The organism is Deinococcus yavapaiensis KR-236 (assembly GCF_003217515.1).
GTDB lineage: Bacteria > Deinococcota > Deinococci > Deinococcales > Deinococcaceae > Deinococcus_A > Deinococcus_A yavapaiensis.
This window is the reverse complement of the sequence record NZ_QJSX01000005.1, coordinates 210,955-226,819: the sequence shown is the minus strand read 5'-3', so window position 1 is coordinate 226,819 and position 15,865 is coordinate 210,955. Positions and strand designations below refer to the sequence as shown.

Genomic DNA, 15,865 nt, shown 5'->3' with positions numbered 1-15,865 from the left:
GCTCCCCCTCTCGCTCGGGTCTTTACTTCGCTGGGAACGTCAAGATCGCCAAGCCGCCCGCCTCGAGGCCCGCAACCGGATACGCCTTTTGGTTGCGCGCGTCGACGTTCGCGAGCTTGCGCCCCGACCACGCCTCCATGACGGGACCGGCGATCTTCACCGGCACGCGAGAAAGGTCCACCGTGACGTTCTTCGCGCTCGCGCCGAGATTCACGATCACGACGACGGCCGCGTCGCTCGTGGAGCGCACGAACGACAGCACGCCGTCCTTCGCCTGCAACGGCACGTATCCGCCCGAGCGCAGCGCGGCGATCTGCGAGCGCAAGCTCAGCAGGCGGCGGTAATGGCTCAGCAGGGACGCCGCGTTCGCTTGCTGCGCTTGCACGGTGACGTTGGGGTCGTTCGTGCTGAAGGCGTACCACGGTACACCCGTCGTGAATCCCGCGCCGCCCTGCGTCGTCCAGCGCATCGGGGTGCGCTTCTCCTCGTCGGCGTTGCCGCTGCCGTTGGGCATCCCGATCTCCTGGCCGTAGTAGAGGAAGGGCGTGCCGGGCAAGGTGAGCAGCAGGCTCGCCGCCGTCTTCGCTTGGGTCGTCGATGCGAATGACGGACGGGTCATGTCGTGGTTCGTCGTGAAGATCGCGTCGACGCCGCTCGTGGGGTACGACGCCGTCACTCGGTCCATCGACGTTTGTACGAGGTCCGGGCTGCCGCCGCGCACGGCGCCGAGCAAGGCGTCGCGCAAGTCGAAGTTGAAGGCCAAATCCTCGCCTTGGCCGTTCAGGAAGTACTTCGCGACCGTCGGGAGGTCCGTCCACACTTCACCCACGACCGCCGCGTCCGGCTTCACGCTCTTGACGAACCGCGTGAAGTCCTTCGTCCACGCGAGGGTGTCGGCGTTGTCGGGAAGGTTGTCGTCCTTGTTCTCGACGATGTAACGAGCGGCGTCCACGCGAAAGCCGTCCACGCCGCGTTTGAGCCAGAAGGCGGCCGCGTCGTTCATGGCGGCCTTCACCCCTGGATTGCGCCAGTTGAGGTCGGGCATGCCTTCCCAGAAGGCGGCGTAGTAATACTGGGTGTTCGTGGCGGTCGAGGTCGCGGTGGCGCTTCCCGAGCGGGCGGGCACGACGTCGGGCGCCTTGACTTCGCCCGGGTTGTTGAGGCTGTCGCGCACCGTATGCTTATTCGCGTCGTACACGAATTTCACGATCGCGCCGCCCGCGGGAACGGCGAGGCGGATGTTCGGCCCGTCGGGACGGTCGCCCGCGCCGTAGTTCTCGCTCCACGAACCGCCCACCGCCGTCTTGTACTCGTACGAACCTTCAGGCAGGCGCGCGACGAACTCGAACACGCCCGGCGCGACTTGCGTGGCCGCGCTCGCGTCGCCGTTGGGATCCCACTCGCGTCCGCCGAGCGCTTTTTGGATGGTGCCGGGAAACACGACGCGGCTCGTCGTCTGCGCGCCCGTCGTGACCGGGAACCACACGGTGCCCGGCTCGCCCCACGGCTTGCGCCAGCCCGGATCGCTGGTGCGCCAAAGGTACCAGTCGTGCTTGTCGCTGCTCGGATCGCGCGCCGCTTGGAACCACGGGTGGTTGCGCGACGTGTGGTTCGGCACCCAGTCGAGCATCACCTTGAAGCCTTTGGCGTGCGCGGCCTTCAACAACGCGTCGAAGTCGGCCAGGGTGCCGTACTGGGAATTGACGTTCTGGTAGTCGGTGACGTCGTAGCCGTGGTAACTCGGCGACGGGAAGATCGGCATGAGCCACAAGGCGTTCACGCCGAGGTTCTTGAGGTAGTCGAGGCGCGACGTGAGTCCCTTGAAGTCCCCGATGCCGTCTCCATCGCTGTCTTGGAAGCTGCGCACGAAGACTTGATAGAACGCGGCGTTCGCCCACCACGTGTTCGCGGCGGTCGACGCTTTGCGGGGAAGCATCGACGTATCGGCCGCCGTCGTGGTCGTGGCGGCAGACGTGAGGGTGAGCGCGAGGGGCAGTAGGAGACGAGAAGCGACGAGCGGAAGCTTGATCATGCGAACTCCGAACAGGTTGAGGATGTGTGAAGCGCTTCCACCAGCCTACCACTTCCGGAGAGGCCGAAAGGAAACCTCGGGAAGCGGCAGGAGCGACCCTCGATCGGGCGAACATGCGACACTGACATCATGAAATTCGTCGGCGTGATCGAAGGATTCTACGGGCGTCCCTGGCGCGAGGACCAACGTGGGCGGCTGTTTCGGCTCATGGCCGAGTGGGGCATGAACACGTACTTGTACGCGCCGAAGGACGACCTCAAACACCGCGCGCACTGGCGAGAAGCGTACGTGGCGGACGAAGGGGCGATGCTCGCGCGGCTCGCGCGAGGCGCCGAGAGCGTCGGCGTACGCTTCGTGTACGCCCTCGCGCCCGGCCTCGACCTCGACTGGCGAGCCGAGCACGACCGCGAAGCGCTCTTCGCGAAGCTTCGGCACGTTCGTGACCTCGGCGTGCAGCACTTCGCGCTGCTGTTCGACGACATTCCGTACGCGGCGGACCGCGCTCGGCAAGCGGCCGAGCAAGCCGACGCGACGAACGCGAGCTTGCAGTTCCTGCGCGACCTCGGCTTCGACGGCGCGATGTTGTTCTGCCCCACGGAGTACTGCGCGCGCCGCGCCGCGCCCGACGTCGCGACCTCGCCGTATCTGCGCGTAATCGGCGAGCGGCTGCATCCGGACGTCGACGTGTTCTGGACGGGCCCCGAGGTGATCTCGGTCGAGATCACGGCGGCCTCCGTGCGGGAAGTCGCGGGCGTCCTGAGACGCCCGCCCGTCTTGTGGGACAACCTGCACGCCAACGACTACGCGCCGCGCCGCGCGCACCTCGGGCCGTACGCGGGCCGGGAAGCCGCGCTGCGCGCGGAAGTCGCCGGAATTCTGTCGAATCCCAACAATCAATTCGAGCTGAACTTCCCGGGCTTGCACAGCCTCGCCGAGTACGCGCGAAGCGACGCCTGGTCGGCCGAAGCCTCCCTCGAACGCGCCCTCGACGCGTGGCTCGAACACCTGGCCTCTCCCAACTTGACGCGCGACGACCTCGCGATGCTGGCGCACGCCCTGCACCTGCCCCACGCCCTCGGACCGCGCGCCTCGGCAGTTCACGAGGGCGCCCGGTCGCTCATCGCGGAGCCTTCCGCGTCCAACGCTGAGATCGTCAAGGGGGGCCGCGACGCGTTTCGCCGCGTGCTGCGCGCGCTGGAGCACGGCGCGCAGCGTGACCTTCTGTACGATCTGCATCCGTTTTTGACCGACGCCATCGAGGAACTCGGCCGCCCGCTGAGACGCACCGGGTACCTTCATCCCGCCGAGCCGAACGGCATTCGCTTCCAAGGAGCCCTCACCGAGCGCCTCGCTTGGGACGAGGCGGCCACGACGCGCTGAATCGAAGCGAACGTGAGACGCTCTGTCTCCCCGTTCGTCATTCGGGCGTACAAGGTGAACCTTGGTCGTCGAGGACACACCCGACGACGCCTTCACGCTCGTGTGGCGCGACTTCTACGTTCGCGCCTCGGCAAAGTACTACGACCCCAGCAAGGTATACACACGAGGCCCTGACGATCGTCCGTCGCTACTCGTCGGGCCAATGGGCGCCGAACACACGCCGAAGTTCGTCGATCTGCTCGCTCGTCAGCACCCGCAGCGCTTGTCCCCGCAAGGTGAGGTAGAGGCGCGCCGTCTCCTCGAGCTCCTCGGCAGCGTTCACGGCTTCGCCGAGGGTGCGGCCCGACGTGACGGGACCGTGGTTCGCGAGCAGGACGCAGGCGTGCGAACGCGCGACGTTCGCGACGGCCTCGCCGAGCTTCGGATCGCCCGGCCGAACGTACTCGACGAGGGGAAGCTTTCCGACGCGCATGACGAAGTACGGCGTGATGGGCGGAAGGACGCTGCGCTCGTCGAGGTCGGCGAGGCACGACACCGCTACGGCGAACGGCGAGTGGAGGTGCACGACGGCGTTCGCGTCCGGCCGCTGGCCGTACATCGCGAGGTGCAAGAACGTCTCCTTCGTGGGCGGGTCGCCCGACACGTGCGCGCCGCCCTCGTCGAGCTTCGACAGACGCCGAGGGTCGAGGCTTCCGAGGCTGGCGTTCGTGGGCGTGCACAAGAAGCCGTCGGGAAGGCGCACGCTGAGGTTGCCCGACGAGCCGGGGCTGAGCCCACGACGGTGAAAGCTCGCCGCGACTTCCACGAGTTGCTCGCGCGCTTCGCGCTCCGTCACGGCAGCACGCTCCACATCCGCACGAGGAAGTCCTCGCCGCCGAAATTGCCGGACTTCAACGCGAGGGCGATGGGGTCGCCGCTTCCGCGCGCGATCGTCCACGGAACGCCCGGGTCGATCGCGGGCCCGATCTCCAAGCTGCGAACGCCGAGCGCCTTCGTGACCGCGCCGGACGTCTCGCCGCCCGCTACGCCGAGTTGCCGCACGCCGAGGTCGACGAGACGCGCCGCGATGCGGGCGAGGGCGTCCTCGACGAGCGTACCGGCACGTTCCACGCCGAGCGCGTTCTGCGCGGCCTTCACGCGCGCAGGTTCGTCGCTCGCGGCGATCACCACGGGCACGTCCGAGAGCCTCGCTGCCGCCCAAGTTACGACGTCGTTCACGGCCCCGTCGAAGTCGCGCGCGAGGTCCAGGGGATCGAGATGCCGCGACGGGTAGGAGGTTCGGGCGTGCCCGAGTTGCGCGAGCGTGGCGGGCGAGCAACTTCCGGCCAGGATGGCGCGAGGGCCGCGCGGCGCTTGGAAGGGCGCGCCTGCCCGCTCGGCGGGCGGCGTGAGGTACGCGGCGAGGCCCGATCCGCCCGTGAGAAGCGTCAAGTCGCTCGTGGCGTCCGCGAGTCGCGCGAGATCGTCGTTCGTGACGGTGTCCGTGATGGCGACGTTGACGCCGTCCGCGCGCAAGCGCCGAAGTGCCTCCCTCGCTTCGCCTCGCAAAATGAAAGGCAAGTTCAGCGCGCCGACTTTCGAGGCGGACTGCGCCGACAGCACGCGCGGCAAGTTCGCGTCCGTCATCGGCGTGAGCGGGTGGTTCCTCATGCCGCTTTCGCTCAGCAAGACGCCGTGCACGAACAGGTGCGCCGCGTACACCGTGCGTCCGTTGTCGGGAAAGGCGGGACACGCGATGGTGAACGTCTCGCCGAGCGCGTTCAGCAACGCGTCGATGACGGGGCCGATGTTACCCCTCGGGGTGGAGTCGAAGGTGGAGCAGTACTTGAAGTAGAAGCGCGTGCATCCTTGGCGGCGCAGCCATGCCAAGGCGGCGAGCGAGTCCAAGACCGCGTCTTGGGGCGGCGCGGTCCTGGACTTGAGGGCGACGACGACCGCGTCCGCGTCGATCGCCTCGGTGCCGTCCGGCACGTCGATCGTTTGCACGACGCGCCATCCGGCGCTTCGAAGGTTGCTGGCGACGTCCGTTCCTCCGGTGAAGTCGTCGGCGATCACGCCCAAGCTTGGCATCGCGTTCAGCATACGAGATGATGCGCGTCGTGGAAGGCAGGACGTGGATCGAGGGCGGGTCGTTCCTCATGGGCTCGGATCGGCATTACCCCGAGGAAAAGCCTCGGCGACGCGTGACCGTCGGCAGCTTCTGGATCGACACGGCGCCGGTGACGAACGCGAAGTTCTCGCGCTTCGTGCGAGAAACTCTCTACGTGACGGCTGCCGAGCGTGCGCCCGACCCGAGGGACTATCCGGGCATCGATCCGGCCTTGCTTCGGCCCGGCTCGGCGGTGTTCGTGGGCACGTCCGGTCCCGTTCCGCTCGACGCTTCCGAGCGGTGGTGGACGTTCGTGGACGAAGCGAATTGGCGTGCGCCCGAAGGGCCTGGCTCGACGCTGAAGGGCCGCGAAGATCATCCCGTGGTGCACATCACCGCCGAGGACGCCTTCGCTTACGCGGCTTGGGCGGGTGGACGGCTGCCGAGCGAGGCCCAGTGGGAGTACGCGGCGCGTGGCGGTCTGGAGGGCGCGACGTACACGTGGGGCGACGAAGCGTATCCTGGCGGGCGCGTCATGGCGAACACCTGGCAGGGCCGCTTTCCGTGGGAAAACCTCGCGTTGGGCGGCTTCGACCGCACGTCCCCCGTGGGGTCCTTTCCTGCCAACGGTTTCGGCCTCGTGGACATGGCGGGCAACGTGTGGGAGTGGACGCGCGACGAAGCGCCGTCATCTCCCGTGTCCTCGTCGTGCTGCGCGCCCCCGGCTCGGCGCACGCGTCGCCTCGTGGTCAAGGGCGGCTCGCATCTTTGCGCGCCCGAGTACTGCTTTCGCTTTCGTCCGGCCGCGCGGCAATTCATGGAGGCCGATTCGGCGTCGTCGCACGTCGGACTGCGCCTCGTGTACGAAGCTTGAGACGAACGGCCCCTCTCAAGAGCGAGAGGGGCCGGAAAGGGAAGGGGAAGCTCAGGCTCGATACTCTTCGCTCGCCACCCGGACGCACACCGCCACGACTTCCATGGCGGCCTTCACGTCCTCCAAGGTGGGACGGGTGGGGGCGAGGCGGATGTTCGCGTTCTTCGGGTCGGCGCTCCTCGGATACGTCGCGCCGGCGGGCGTGAGGCTCACTCCGGCCGCGTCGGCGAGTTCCACGACGCGGCTCGCGATCGGCAAGGCGGTGTCGAGCGAGATGAAGTAGCCGCCCTTGGGCGTCGTCCACGTGGCGAGGCCGCTGCCGCCGAGCTCGCGTCGCAAGACGTCCTCGACCGCCGCGAATTTCGGAGCGATGAGGCGCGCGTGGTCGCGCATGAGGCCTTCGAGACCGCCCGGGTAGCTTCGCAGGAACTGCACGTGCCGCAACTGCTCGACTTTGTTCGGACCGATGGAGATCGCGCCGAGGTAGCCGCCGAGGAGCTTGATGTTGGCGGCGCTGCTTCCGACGAATCCGAGGCCCGCGCCCGCGAAGGTGATCTTCGATGTGGACGCGAAGACGAAGGCGCGGTCGGGCCGCCCTGCCTGCTCGCACAGACGCACGAAGTTCACGGGCGTGTCTCGGTCGTCGTCGTGCAGGTGGTGCGCTCGGTACGCGTCGTCGGCGAAGATCGTGAAGTCGGGCGCGGCGGCGGAAAGATTCGCCAAGCGCTTGGCCTTCTCCTCGGAAATCGTCTCGCCGCCCGGATTGGAATAGGTCGGGACGAAGAGGATGCCTTTGACGCGCTCGTCGGCTGCGAGGCGCTCCACGGCGTCGACGTCGGGCCCGTCGTGCTGCATGTCGACCGCTTCGAGTTCGAAGCCGAGCGTTTCGAGCAGCAGGAAGTGTCGGTCGTAGCCGGGCGTCGTCACGATCATCTTCGGCTTCTGCGCCACCCAGGGACCCGCGCTGCCCTTCAAGCCCCGAAGAAGGGCCAGCGTGAGGACGTGCGTCTGCACTTCCAGCGAGGCGTTGTTCCACACGAGGACTTCCGAGGCGTCGATGTCCAGATACTCGGCGAAGAGCGCGCGCGCTTCGGGAATCCCGTTGACGCCGCCAGGGTAGTTGCGCGTGTCGAGGCCCGAGGGCGTCGTGTAGTCCTGCGTGCCGAGGACGCTCAGCATCTTGTTCGAGAGGTCGAAGTCGGCGTCGCTGGGCTGGCCGCGCTGCATGTTGAGCTTGAGGCCTTGGGCTTTGAAGGCGTCGTAACGCTCTTTGGCGTCGGCGCCGCGGGCGGAAGTCTCGTTCGTGCTCGTCACGCCCTTCAGCCTACCCTTCATTCCCCCGCGTGTTCGAGGGCGACCTCGACAAGCGACGCGCCGTGCGCGTCGGTAAGTTGGAGCGTCAACGGGCGCGCTTCGTGCAGGGGCGCTCCAGGATGGTGGGCGAGGTGGCGGCTTCGTCGAGTTCGGCTTGCGAGAAATGCACGCTGTCCGTGCGCTTCGAGGCGCCTTCGATCTCGTGTGCGCAGGGAGGGGCAGCTCATGCCTTCCACGAAGGGTCCAAGGTGACGACGCGGCTCAAGCTTCTTCTTGCCTTGAAGGTCTCCGCGTCAATTGGCGGTCGTGAGGCGAAGGACCGTGCCGTTGAGGGTCACGCGGCGCGTCAACAGCAGGTGGTGCAGGGCGTCACGGACGTTCGCCTCCTCGGGCAGACGCGCGCGAATTTCTTCGAGGTCCATGGTGTAATCCTCGGCGATCTTGAGGAACTCCTCGATGTTGCGCGCCACGCGCCGCGCCTCGTCGGCGTTCTCGGGCACGTGCACGCCGTCTTTGCGAACGCTGCGGATCTTCTTGTCCTTGGCCGCCTTCGCATCGTCGAGTTCCTTCTTGAGACGCGCGACCTCGTCGTTGAGGCGCAACACCTCGTTTTGCAAGCCTTCGAGGGCGCGGCTCGCCTTGACGTGCGCGGAGTCCGTGAGGCGCCGCGCCGCGCGCAAGCCTGCTCTGTAGCCGCGCGCGTATCCCGCGAAGTCGGCTTGCAAGGCCAACAGGCGGGCCGCTTCGCGCGATCGCCCTTCTTGCGTGAGAGAGAGGAGGAGTTGTTGCAGTTCCACGACGTGCTCCAGAGCTTCCCGCTCCTCGCGCACGAGCCCTTCGCGCACCTCGTTGTACGCGCCGTCCCGCGAGGCGGGAGCGGGCAACTCCGAAAGGGCACGCAACCGCGCCTCGAAGGTGCCGGGCGTGGAAACCACCGTCTGAAAGCGTTGTTTCTTGTTCATGGTGAACCAAAAAGCGTCGATCGACTCGTTCGGCCCCTCAAGAGAGGCGGCGCGTGACCGCGCGAAGCGAACGGCGACGAAAACGGCGAGTCCGTCCAACGGCCCATCCTCTTCCCGAAGACGATCTTCGGTCGCGAGCATCGCTGGCGCCACGCCTTGTCATGCACGAAACGAACGTCGACGCGAAAACTTCGTTTCGAGGCCGCGCGGCGAAGCAAAAAGCGCGGCGCGGCAGTTCATTCTACACCACGAGCGGGTGTCAACGGCGCGCGCCGCCCGGCGGATGCTCGTTCAAAAGAGCCCAGAACACACCGATGGTCTTCACGGCCTCGATGAACTGCGTGAAGTCCACGGGCTTGACGACGTACGCGCTCGCGCCGACACGGTAGCAGGCCTCAATGTCACCGTCCTCGCGGCTCGTGGACAACATCACGACCGGAATGCCCTGCAACGTCGTGTCCGCCTTGATGGCCCGCAGGACGGCCACGCCATCCATGTGAGGCATCTTGAGGTCCAGCAGGATCACCGTGGGATGCCCCCCTTCGCGTCCCGAGAAGCGGCCGCGGGCGTACAAGTAGTCGAGGGCCTCCTCGCCGCTGTGCGCCACAACGACCGCCGATCGCAAGTTGCCTTCCTCGAAGGCGGCAAGCGCCAGCTCCACATCGTGGTGGTTGTCGTCCACGAGCAGAATGCGCTTCCCGCTCACGCCGAGCGCTCCTGCGCGAAGATCCAGAACGAGCGCGTTCGTTTCACCACATCCAGTGTATCTCATCCGAACGTGAAGAAAGACTTAACATGTGACGGTGCGACCGGGTGCGCGCACCTGACCTACAGTCGTGCGCGCCCGAGCGGCGTACCTTGACGTGGTGTTTCGTCCTTCCGCCCACGCCCTCTTCGCCGCCGTGCTGTTTTCGCTCGCCTCGTGCGCTTCGCCCGCCAAGAACGGCGTCTCGACTCCCGATCGCCTCCTGATGCTCGCCGCCGGATCGTACGACAACGTCAAGGACCGTCTCGTACGCCTTCCCGACGGCTTGCGGCGTGAAATCGAATGGCGTCGGACCCCGCCTGTGGACGCCCGCGGCGTGAAGGTGACGTTCGACAAAGAGCAACGCACGACGTCGTGGCGCCTGGACCTCACGGACGTGAAGGGCACGCTCGCCGACCTCGTCGGCACGTCGGAAGTTTCCAACCTCGGGCGAAGCGGCGACCAGGACGTGTACGCCGTGCGAGGCGGCCCCCTCGGCGGCAGCCTCGCGCTCGTCACGGGCGACGACGTCAGCTTGTTCTCACCCGCCTACATCGTGAATTGGCAAAAGGACTTGCTGAAGTTCACCCGCCAGTGACTCACTCCAACTTCGCGCGCGTCGGCTCCGGCAGACGGTACGCCAGCCACACGCTCGGCAGCAGCAACGCGATCGACGCGAGGGCCGCCACGGTCGGAGACGTGAAGTCGGCGAGACGCCCGACGAACACCAACAGCAACCCCGCGAAGCCCCACGAGAAGCCCATCATGATCGAACTCGCGACCGCGACGTGCTTCGGCGCGTACTCCTGGGCCGTCACCACCCCGACGGGGATGGACGCGTTCACGAACGCTCCCACGAGAAACGTCAGCGGATAGTACCACCACGCGCTGGGGCTGCTGAGAATCAGCAAGGCGAACAGCGGTACGGTCGCCAAGATGCTGGAACGCAAAATCGGCGTGCGACCTCGCTTGTCCGACAACCGCCCGCCCACGATGCCGCCGATCGCCGACGCCACGCTGTACACGCCGAGCGCGACCGCCGTCGCGCCGCTGCCGTACCCTTTGCCTGCCAAGATGAAGGGCAGCATCGCGTTGTACCCGCTCGAAGCGAGGGAGCGCAGCACGGCCATCGCCCACAACGTCACCATCGCGCCACGAAAAATCGCCAGGTACTCTTTCACGGTCGGCCGTTTTCCGACGCTCGGCTTCTCGGCCGGCGTGACGGCGTACGTGACGAGTGCCACGGCAATTCCGATGGGCGCGAAGATCGGCAGACGGTCGAGGCCGACATTCGCGAAGACGGGGCCGAGCGCCATGCCCGCCGTGCCGCCCGCGCTGAACAGGCTCGCCCACAACCCGCGCTGCTGCGGCGGGCTGTAACGCGCGACGTAAGCCGCGCCCGCCGGGTGAAAGAGGCCGCTGCCAAGCCCCGCCACGGCGACGAGCAACACCAGCACGCCGAAGGCGGGCACGTGTCCCATGAAGCTCAACCCGATGCCGGTCGCCGCCGGTCCGAACGCCGCCATGACGCGGCGGTCCACACGCTCCCCGAGGATGCCGAGAACAGGTTGCAGCACGCTCGACGTCAACGACAGCACGGCCAGCAGAAGCGTCACGGCCGTGATCGTCGTACCGTAGCGTTCTTGCACGGCAGGCCCGAGCGGCCCCAGCATCGCCGAGTAAGCGTCGTTGATGAAGTGTCCGGCGGTCACGGCGACCGCGACGGCCGTACCGGACGAGGCGAGGGACGGAAGCGAGACACGCATGACGCGCACCCTACCACGCGTCGAGACCTTCTTTTGCTGCGCGCGCACCGTGTCGCGACACGCCCCAGCCAATGATCGTACGATGAAGGCGTGACAACACAGCTGCAACGCAAGATTCGCGCCGCGCTGCCCGACGAAGGCGCGGTGCACGAAACGCTGCACGGCCTGTCCGTCGAGGTGTGGCAGGAAGTCGTCGAGGCCCTGAAGTTGCGTCTGCCCGAGTTCGACATCGTCATCGGCGTGGGAAATGGCAGCTTGGCGTTCGCCACGGCCCTCGCCGACCTTCGCGCCGCCGCCGTGACGTCCGCTCGCGGCACGCCCACCCTCGCGCCGCACTACCGTTCCGACCACTGGGTCGTAGAGCAAAAGCCGCTGCTGGGTCGCCGAACGGCCCTCATCGCGACCTTGGAGTTCGCGCAAGGCCACGCAGAGCTGGAGCTCAGCACCCTCGCTCGTCAGGCAGGCTTGGAGGTCGCGGGCATCGCGGCCGGCATCGAATTCACCTCGAAAGGCGGGCGCAGCCGCGTCGACATGCTCGGCGTGAAGGTGTTCACCCTCTTGCAACTCGCGCACACGCCGTCTGGCCTGCAATCCGAGCGGCGCGGCGAGGGCGGCGAGATCCTCATGCCGTTGACGTGACGGCCGTCGGTTCCGTCCGCGCGTATTCCTGCAAGGCGCGCTCCTCGGCCGGAATTCGAAGCAGCAGCAGCAGCAACGCGTTCAGCACGCTGAAGACGATGGCGGTTCGCGGCGCCCTCACGGCCAGCGGACCGCTCAGCAACTCCGTCGCGACGACCAGATAATTCGGATGCCGCACGAAGCGGAACGCGCCGCGCGTGACGCGCTTCTCGCCCGGCACGATCAGAATGCGGGTGTTCCACAAGGGGCCCAGCGTGCGAATCACGAGGTAGCGCGTCGGCTGCATCACCAACCACACTAGCAGCCACGCCCAGGACACCGGGCGATGTTGCCGCCGTCCTTCGAGCAGCAGCGACGCCAACCAGCCGCCGTGCAGCAAAAAGAACAGCGGGTAGTGTTCGCGGCCGTACTCCACCGCGCCTCGCTCGCGCGCCCAGCGTTCGTTGCTTTTCGCCACGCGCAATTCGAGCGCGCGCTGCACGGCGATCGCGAGGACGAGCAGGGGCGTCGCGATCGCCGCCGTGAACCGTGGGTTCGTCGTCATGCCTTGGGAGTGTAGCGGACGTTCGCGCACGGCTTCCTCTCAAAACTCCAACAGCACGTGCTCGGCGCTGAAGCCCGGACCCATCGCGCTCAACAAGCCCTTGCCGCGCGGACGGTCACGCAAGACGCGCTCCAGCACGTACAGCACCGTCACGCTCGACATGTTGCCGTACTCGCGCAGAACTTCCCGCGACGAGTCGAGCGCGTCGCTCGCCAAGCCCAACGCCTCCTCGTACGCCGAGAGGACCTTCACGCCGCCCGGATGCACGACGAAGTGCCGCACGTCTTCGCGCCGCCATCCGTGCGCGGCGAGCGCGTCACGTACGTTCTCGTCCATCATGGAGCGCACGAGCGCCGGGATGTCACGCGAGAAGCGCACCTTGAGGCCGTCGTTCACCACGTCCCACCCCATGATGTCCGCGCTGTCCTCGATTAGCGTGCTGTACGCGCCGTGCAGCGCCGGCCCGTCTTTACCTCGGCCGTCGGGCCCCAGCACCATCGCCGCCGCCCCGTCCGAGAACAAGCTGGTTCCCACGAAGTTCGACTTGCTCTCGTCGCTGTGCACGAGGGTCAGCGAGCACAACTCCACGGCGACGAACAAGACGTTCTCGAAGCCCGCTCGCACGAAGTCAGCCGCTCGAGCGAGGCCCGCCGCGCCGCCCGCGCAACCCAGGCCGAAGATCGGAACGCGCGCCGCGTGCCGCGACAAGCCCAACCGCTCGATTAAGAACGAGTCGAGGCTCGGGGTGGAGATGCCCGACGTCGAAACGAACACGATGGCGTCCACGTCACTCGGTCGCACGTTCGCGCGCTCCAACGCTTCGCGCGACGCCGCCTCCGCCAACCGCGCGGCTTCGCGAACGTACACGGCGTTCTTCTCCTCGAAGCCGCGCGGCGTCAGGTACCACTCCAGCGGCATCGCGAGTTGACGCGACTCGATGCGCGCGTTGTCGAACACATCCAGCAATCGCTTGAACGCGCTCATGCGCGGAAACAAGACCTTGGCCGCCTCACGGACGTCGCTTTGCGCGGCGCGGTTCGCGGGCACCCCGAGGGCGAGCGAGCGCACGACCGGGGTGTTCGCTCGCGGCTTCGAGCGCGTGATCGTCCCGGCGGACGCGAGTTCACCTTGGCGGTCACGAATCACGAGGGCCTCGAAAGGTGTGGAATCAAGGTCGGCTGCGAGGTCATGCGGCATGATGGCGTGCGGACCTCGAACGGCATTGTGAAAAGTCGTGCGAGTCTGAGGCTAGCTCAAGGGCGGCTCGCACGACTTGAGAGGGAACTGGGCGTAGCACCAAGGCGACCTTCAAGACGGCTGCTGCAAGCCCGCGTTCGTGAGCGCGTCGAAGTCCTCGTCGGGCAACGTGACGTTCGCCGCCGCCGTGTTCTCCTCCAAGTGACGCACCTTGCCCGTTCCGGGAATCGGCAGCATCACGGGCGAGCGCTTCAGCAGCCAAGCCAACGCGATTTGAGACGGCGTCGCCTCCAAGCGGCGCGACATCTCGTCGAGCACCCCGCCATGCTTGGCGAGCTCTCCGCTGGCGATCGGGTACCACGGAATGAATCCGATCCCGTTCGCCTCGCAGTACGTCAGCACGTCCTCGTCTTGCCGGTTCGTGAGGTTGTAGAGGTTCTGCACGGTCGCCACGTCGATCACTCGGCGCGCCGCCTCGATCTGCTCCACCTTGACTTGCGACAAGCCCAAGAAGCGCACCTTGCCTTCGTCCACGAACTCTTTCATCACTCCGAATTGCTCGTCGGCGGGCACCTTCGGGTCGATTCGGTGAAGTTGCCACAAGTCGATGCTCTCCACCTTGAGGCGCCTCAAGCTCAGCTCCAACTGTTGACGCAAGTACTCGGGGCGGCCCACGGGGTGCCACTGATTCGGCCCCGTGCGCGTCAAGCCTCCTTTCGTCGCGACCACGAGCCCGCTCGGGTACGGATGCAGCGCCTCGGCGATCAATTCTTCGCTCGTGCCCGGTCCGTAACTGTCCGCCGTGTCCACGAAGTTGATTCCGAGCTCCGGCACGCGCCGAAGGGTGCGCCGCGCTTCCTCGACGTCCTCCGGATCGCCCCAGATTCCCGGCCCCGTCACGCGCATCGCTCCGAAGCCCAACCGCGACACTTCCAACTCCCCGCCGATCTTGAACGTTCCGCTGCGCTGAGCGCTGATCTGAGTCATGGCGACCACTTCACTCCTTTCGGCGCGTCGAGACTGTGACGCCTTCGCCGATGAGCTCGTTCGCGAGGAGCTCGCTTCGAGCGCTACTTTCAGCGGCTCCGCGTCTGGGAGGCCTGCTCGGAGGGGGCGGGGGGATCTTGCTCGGGATGCTCGCAGTCCTCGCGGTAGACGTACTGCTCGAGGCGCTTGCGGTGACGGCTGCTCCAGTCGATGGAAGGTCTTTGCTGATCCAGCGGAAGGTAGCCGAGACGGTAGACGGCCATCAGCTCGAGGTCGCCGGGAACTTTCAGGAGGCGCTGGATCTGGGCCCACGCCTCGGGAATCTCCATGGGCGTGGAGACGAACTGGATGCCCATGCCGAGCTCGCCCACCGTCAGCCAGATGTTCTCCATGGCGGCGCCGAGGCCGAACATGGAGTAAAACCCGCTGAGCTCGCCCGGGCGGTACTCGGTCTTGTCGAGCAGGGCGGCCAAGAGCAAGGGACTGCCTGACACGAGCTTCTCGTTGTCACGCCCGAGCCGCGCGGGCACGCCGAGTTTGCGCATGAGGCCGAGGCCGGCGTCGCTGAAGATCTGACGCGTGAACGGCCGCAAAGGCGCCGGAAGGTGGTCGATGAAGATGCCGTCTCGCCGAGCGTCCATTTCCGCTTCTGAAAAGCGGAAGTAACGACGGTAACGCTCGAAGAACACGCCGCGTTCGATGAGCTCGCGCATTGAGTCGCCGGCGAGGCGAGCGACGGCGTCGATCTTCGCTCGGTCCTCGATCAGCACGAAGCGCCAAGGCTGCGAATTGAAGTGGCTCGGCGCCGCCGACGCAGCGCGCACGAGCAGATGCTGATGCTCCTTGCTGACCGTGTCGGGCCGGAAGGGACCGTTCGTGGTGCGGCGTGCGAACAAGGCGCGCAGGAAGTCCGACGGGGCGGACAGCGTGGAGGGGCGGTCGAGCAGCGAGTCGCGGTCAGGCATAAGGTCTCCGAGGAAAGGTCAAGACAGGCGGGCCGAAGTGAACGCGAACCCGACGCCGACCAGACACGCGAGGAGCGCGTGGTCCCCGCGGCCGGGCTTCGTCGACGGCACGAGCAAAAGCGCGCCCAGCAGCAACGCGGGCCACCACCAAGCGCGGCTCGCGAGCGACGCGAACAAGGCGCACGCGAAGGTGCTGGCGCACGTCAGGAAGTACAGCGCGTGGTGCAGCGGCCGCACGTGAAACTTCGCGCCAAGCTGCAAGCTCATGCCCAGCGCGAAGTTGAGAACGAAGAAGGCGAGCGCTGCAGCGAACGCGAGCTTCATGACCGTCTCGGCTGGCACCCTCGCAGAATAGCAAGGGGCTCATGAAG

The 15,865-nt window shown here is 66.9% G+C and carries 16 protein-coding genes; 4 read left to right on the top strand and 12 right to left on the bottom strand.

Translation table 11 applies throughout. The annotated features are described in order from the left end of the window. Window positions 1–22 precede the first annotated feature (22 nt). Entirely contained in the window at window positions 23–2,032 is a 2,010-nt protein-coding gene (locus tag DES52_RS22875; RefSeq protein WP_110886348.1) for an alpha-amylase family glycosyl hydrolase, read from the bottom strand. Between the two features lie 129 nt (window positions 2,033–2,161). Between DES52_RS22875 and DES52_RS08455 the strand changes: the two genes are divergently transcribed. Continuing rightward, window positions 2,162–3,412 carry a beta-N-acetylglucosaminidase domain-containing protein gene (locus tag DES52_RS08455; RefSeq protein ID WP_110886347.1) on the top strand — a complete coding sequence of 417 codons (1,251 nt, stop codon included), beginning with the start codon at window positions 2,162–2,164 and terminating at the stop codon, window positions 3,410–3,412. A 187-nt stretch (window positions 3,413–3,599) separates the two neighbouring features. On the opposite strand, the gene otnC is transcribed toward DES52_RS08455, so the two are convergent. Next, window positions 3,600–4,247: a 3-oxo-tetronate 4-phosphate decarboxylase gene (otnC, locus tag DES52_RS08450; RefSeq protein ID WP_110886346.1), complete on the bottom strand. Its 648-nt coding sequence runs from the start codon at window positions 4,245–4,247 to the stop codon at window positions 3,600–3,602. After that, entirely contained in the window at window positions 4,244–5,482 is a 1,239-nt protein-coding gene (gene otnK / locus DES52_RS08445; protein WP_211317884.1) for a 3-oxo-tetronate kinase, read from the bottom strand. The genes otnC and otnK overlap by 4 nt, the downstream gene beginning before the upstream one ends. A gap of 17 nt (window positions 5,483–5,499) precedes the next feature. Here otnK and DES52_RS08440 point away from each other — a divergent pair, with 17 nt between their 5' ends. Beyond that, complete coding sequence (locus tag DES52_RS08440) at window positions 5,500–6,375, top strand: formylglycine-generating enzyme family protein (protein ID WP_110886344.1); 876 nt, start codon at window positions 5,500–5,502, stop codon at window positions 6,373–6,375. 51 nt (window positions 6,376–6,426) lie between these two features. Here the strand turns inward: DES52_RS08440 and DES52_RS08435 are convergent, their stop codons facing one another. From DES52_RS08435 to DES52_RS08425, 3 genes are all read right to left on the bottom strand, one after another. After that, a complete protein-coding gene (locus tag DES52_RS08435; protein WP_245900829.1) occupies window positions 6,427–7,689 on the bottom strand; it encodes an aspartate aminotransferase type Ic in 1,263 nt (420 codons plus the stop codon). Window positions 7,690–7,982: 293 nt separating this feature from the next. Then, a complete protein-coding gene (locus DES52_RS08430; RefSeq protein ID WP_146237220.1) occupies window positions 7,983–8,651 on the bottom strand; it encodes a hypothetical protein in 669 nt (222 codons plus the stop codon). Window positions 8,652–8,910: 259 nt separating this feature from the next. Beyond that, window positions 8,911–9,357: a response regulator gene (locus tag DES52_RS08425; RefSeq protein WP_211317883.1), complete on the bottom strand. Its 447-nt coding sequence runs from the start codon at window positions 9,355–9,357 to the stop codon at window positions 8,911–8,913. A gap of 160 nt (window positions 9,358–9,517) precedes the next feature. Here DES52_RS08425 and DES52_RS08420 point away from each other — a divergent pair, with 160 nt between their 5' ends. Further along, a complete protein-coding gene (locus DES52_RS08420) occupies window positions 9,518–9,994 on the top strand; it encodes a hypothetical protein (RefSeq protein WP_146237219.1) in 477 nt (158 codons plus the stop codon). A 1-nt stretch (window position 9,995) separates the two neighbouring features. On the opposite strand, the gene DES52_RS08415 is transcribed toward DES52_RS08420, so the two are convergent. Next, entirely contained in the window at window positions 9,996–11,162 is a 1,167-nt protein-coding gene (locus DES52_RS08415) for an MFS transporter (RefSeq protein WP_110886433.1), read from the bottom strand. A 90-nt stretch (window positions 11,163–11,252) separates the two neighbouring features. Here DES52_RS08415 and DES52_RS08410 point away from each other — a divergent pair, with 90 nt between their 5' ends. Further along, window positions 11,253–11,801 carry a type I phosphoribosyltransferase gene (locus DES52_RS08410; RefSeq protein ID WP_110886339.1) on the top strand — a complete coding sequence of 183 codons (549 nt, stop codon included), beginning with the start codon at window positions 11,253–11,255 and terminating at the stop codon, window positions 11,799–11,801. Here the strand turns inward: DES52_RS08410 and DES52_RS08405 are convergent. From DES52_RS08405 to DES52_RS08385, 5 genes are all read right to left on the bottom strand, one after another. Continuing rightward, complete coding sequence (locus tag DES52_RS08405) at window positions 11,785–12,345, bottom strand: isoprenylcysteine carboxyl methyltransferase family protein (RefSeq protein WP_110886338.1); 561 nt, start codon at window positions 12,343–12,345, stop codon at window positions 11,785–11,787. The two genes, DES52_RS08410 and DES52_RS08405, sit on opposite strands and share 17 nt — an antisense overlap. A 39-nt stretch (window positions 12,346–12,384) precedes the next feature. Continuing rightward, window positions 12,385–13,491 carry a type III polyketide synthase gene (locus DES52_RS08400; RefSeq protein ID WP_245900827.1) on the bottom strand — a complete coding sequence of 369 codons (1,107 nt, stop codon included), beginning with the start codon at window positions 13,489–13,491 and terminating at the stop codon, window positions 12,385–12,387. A 162-nt stretch (window positions 13,492–13,653) separates the two neighbouring features. Further along, window positions 13,654–14,529: an aldo/keto reductase gene (locus tag DES52_RS08395; RefSeq protein WP_110886432.1), complete on the bottom strand. Its 876-nt coding sequence runs from the start codon at window positions 14,527–14,529 to the stop codon at window positions 13,654–13,656. Window positions 14,530–14,618: 89 nt separating this feature from the next. Further along, a complete protein-coding gene (locus tag DES52_RS08390; protein WP_110886336.1) occupies window positions 14,619–15,494 on the bottom strand; it encodes a nitroreductase family protein in 876 nt (291 codons plus the stop codon). Between the two features lie 18 nt (window positions 15,495–15,512). Next, complete coding sequence (locus DES52_RS08385; protein WP_146237218.1) at window positions 15,513–15,836, bottom strand: hypothetical protein; 324 nt, start codon at window positions 15,834–15,836, stop codon at window positions 15,513–15,515. Window positions 15,837–15,865: the final 29 nt, after the last annotated feature.

Excerpts from the sequence above, each read along its gene's own strand:
- DES52_RS08390 (WP_110886336.1), bottom strand. The coding sequence starts at position 15,494 with ATGCCTGACCGCGACTCGCTGCTCGACCGCCCCTCCACGCTGTCCGCC.
- DES52_RS08430 (WP_146237220.1), bottom strand. The coding sequence starts at position 8,651 with ATGAACAAGAAACAACGCTTTCAGACGGTGGTTTCCACGCCCGGCACC.
- DES52_RS08440 (WP_110886344.1), top strand. The coding sequence starts at position 5,500 with ATGATGCGCGTCGTGGAAGGCAGGACGTGGATCGAGGGCGGGTCGTTC.
- DES52_RS22875 (WP_110886348.1), bottom strand. The coding sequence starts at position 2,032 with ATGATCAAGCTTCCGCTCGTCGCTTCTCGTCTCCTACTGCCCCTCGCG.
- DES52_RS08415 (WP_110886433.1), bottom strand. The coding sequence starts at position 11,162 with ATGCGTGTCTCGCTTCCGTCCCTCGCCTCGTCCGGTACGGCCGTCGCG.
- DES52_RS08455 (WP_110886347.1), top strand. The coding sequence starts at position 2,162 with ATGAAATTCGTCGGCGTGATCGAAGGATTCTACGGGCGTCCCTGGCGC.
- DES52_RS08395 (WP_110886432.1), bottom strand. The coding sequence starts at position 14,529 with ATGACTCAGATCAGCGCTCAGCGCAGCGGAACGTTCAAGATCGGCGGG.
- otnK (WP_211317884.1), bottom strand. The coding sequence starts at position 5,482 with ATGCCAAGCTTGGGCGTGATCGCCGACGACTTCACCGGAGGAACGGAC.
- DES52_RS08405 (WP_110886338.1), bottom strand. The coding sequence starts at position 12,345 with ATGACGACGAACCCACGGTTCACGGCGGCGATCGCGACGCCCCTGCTC.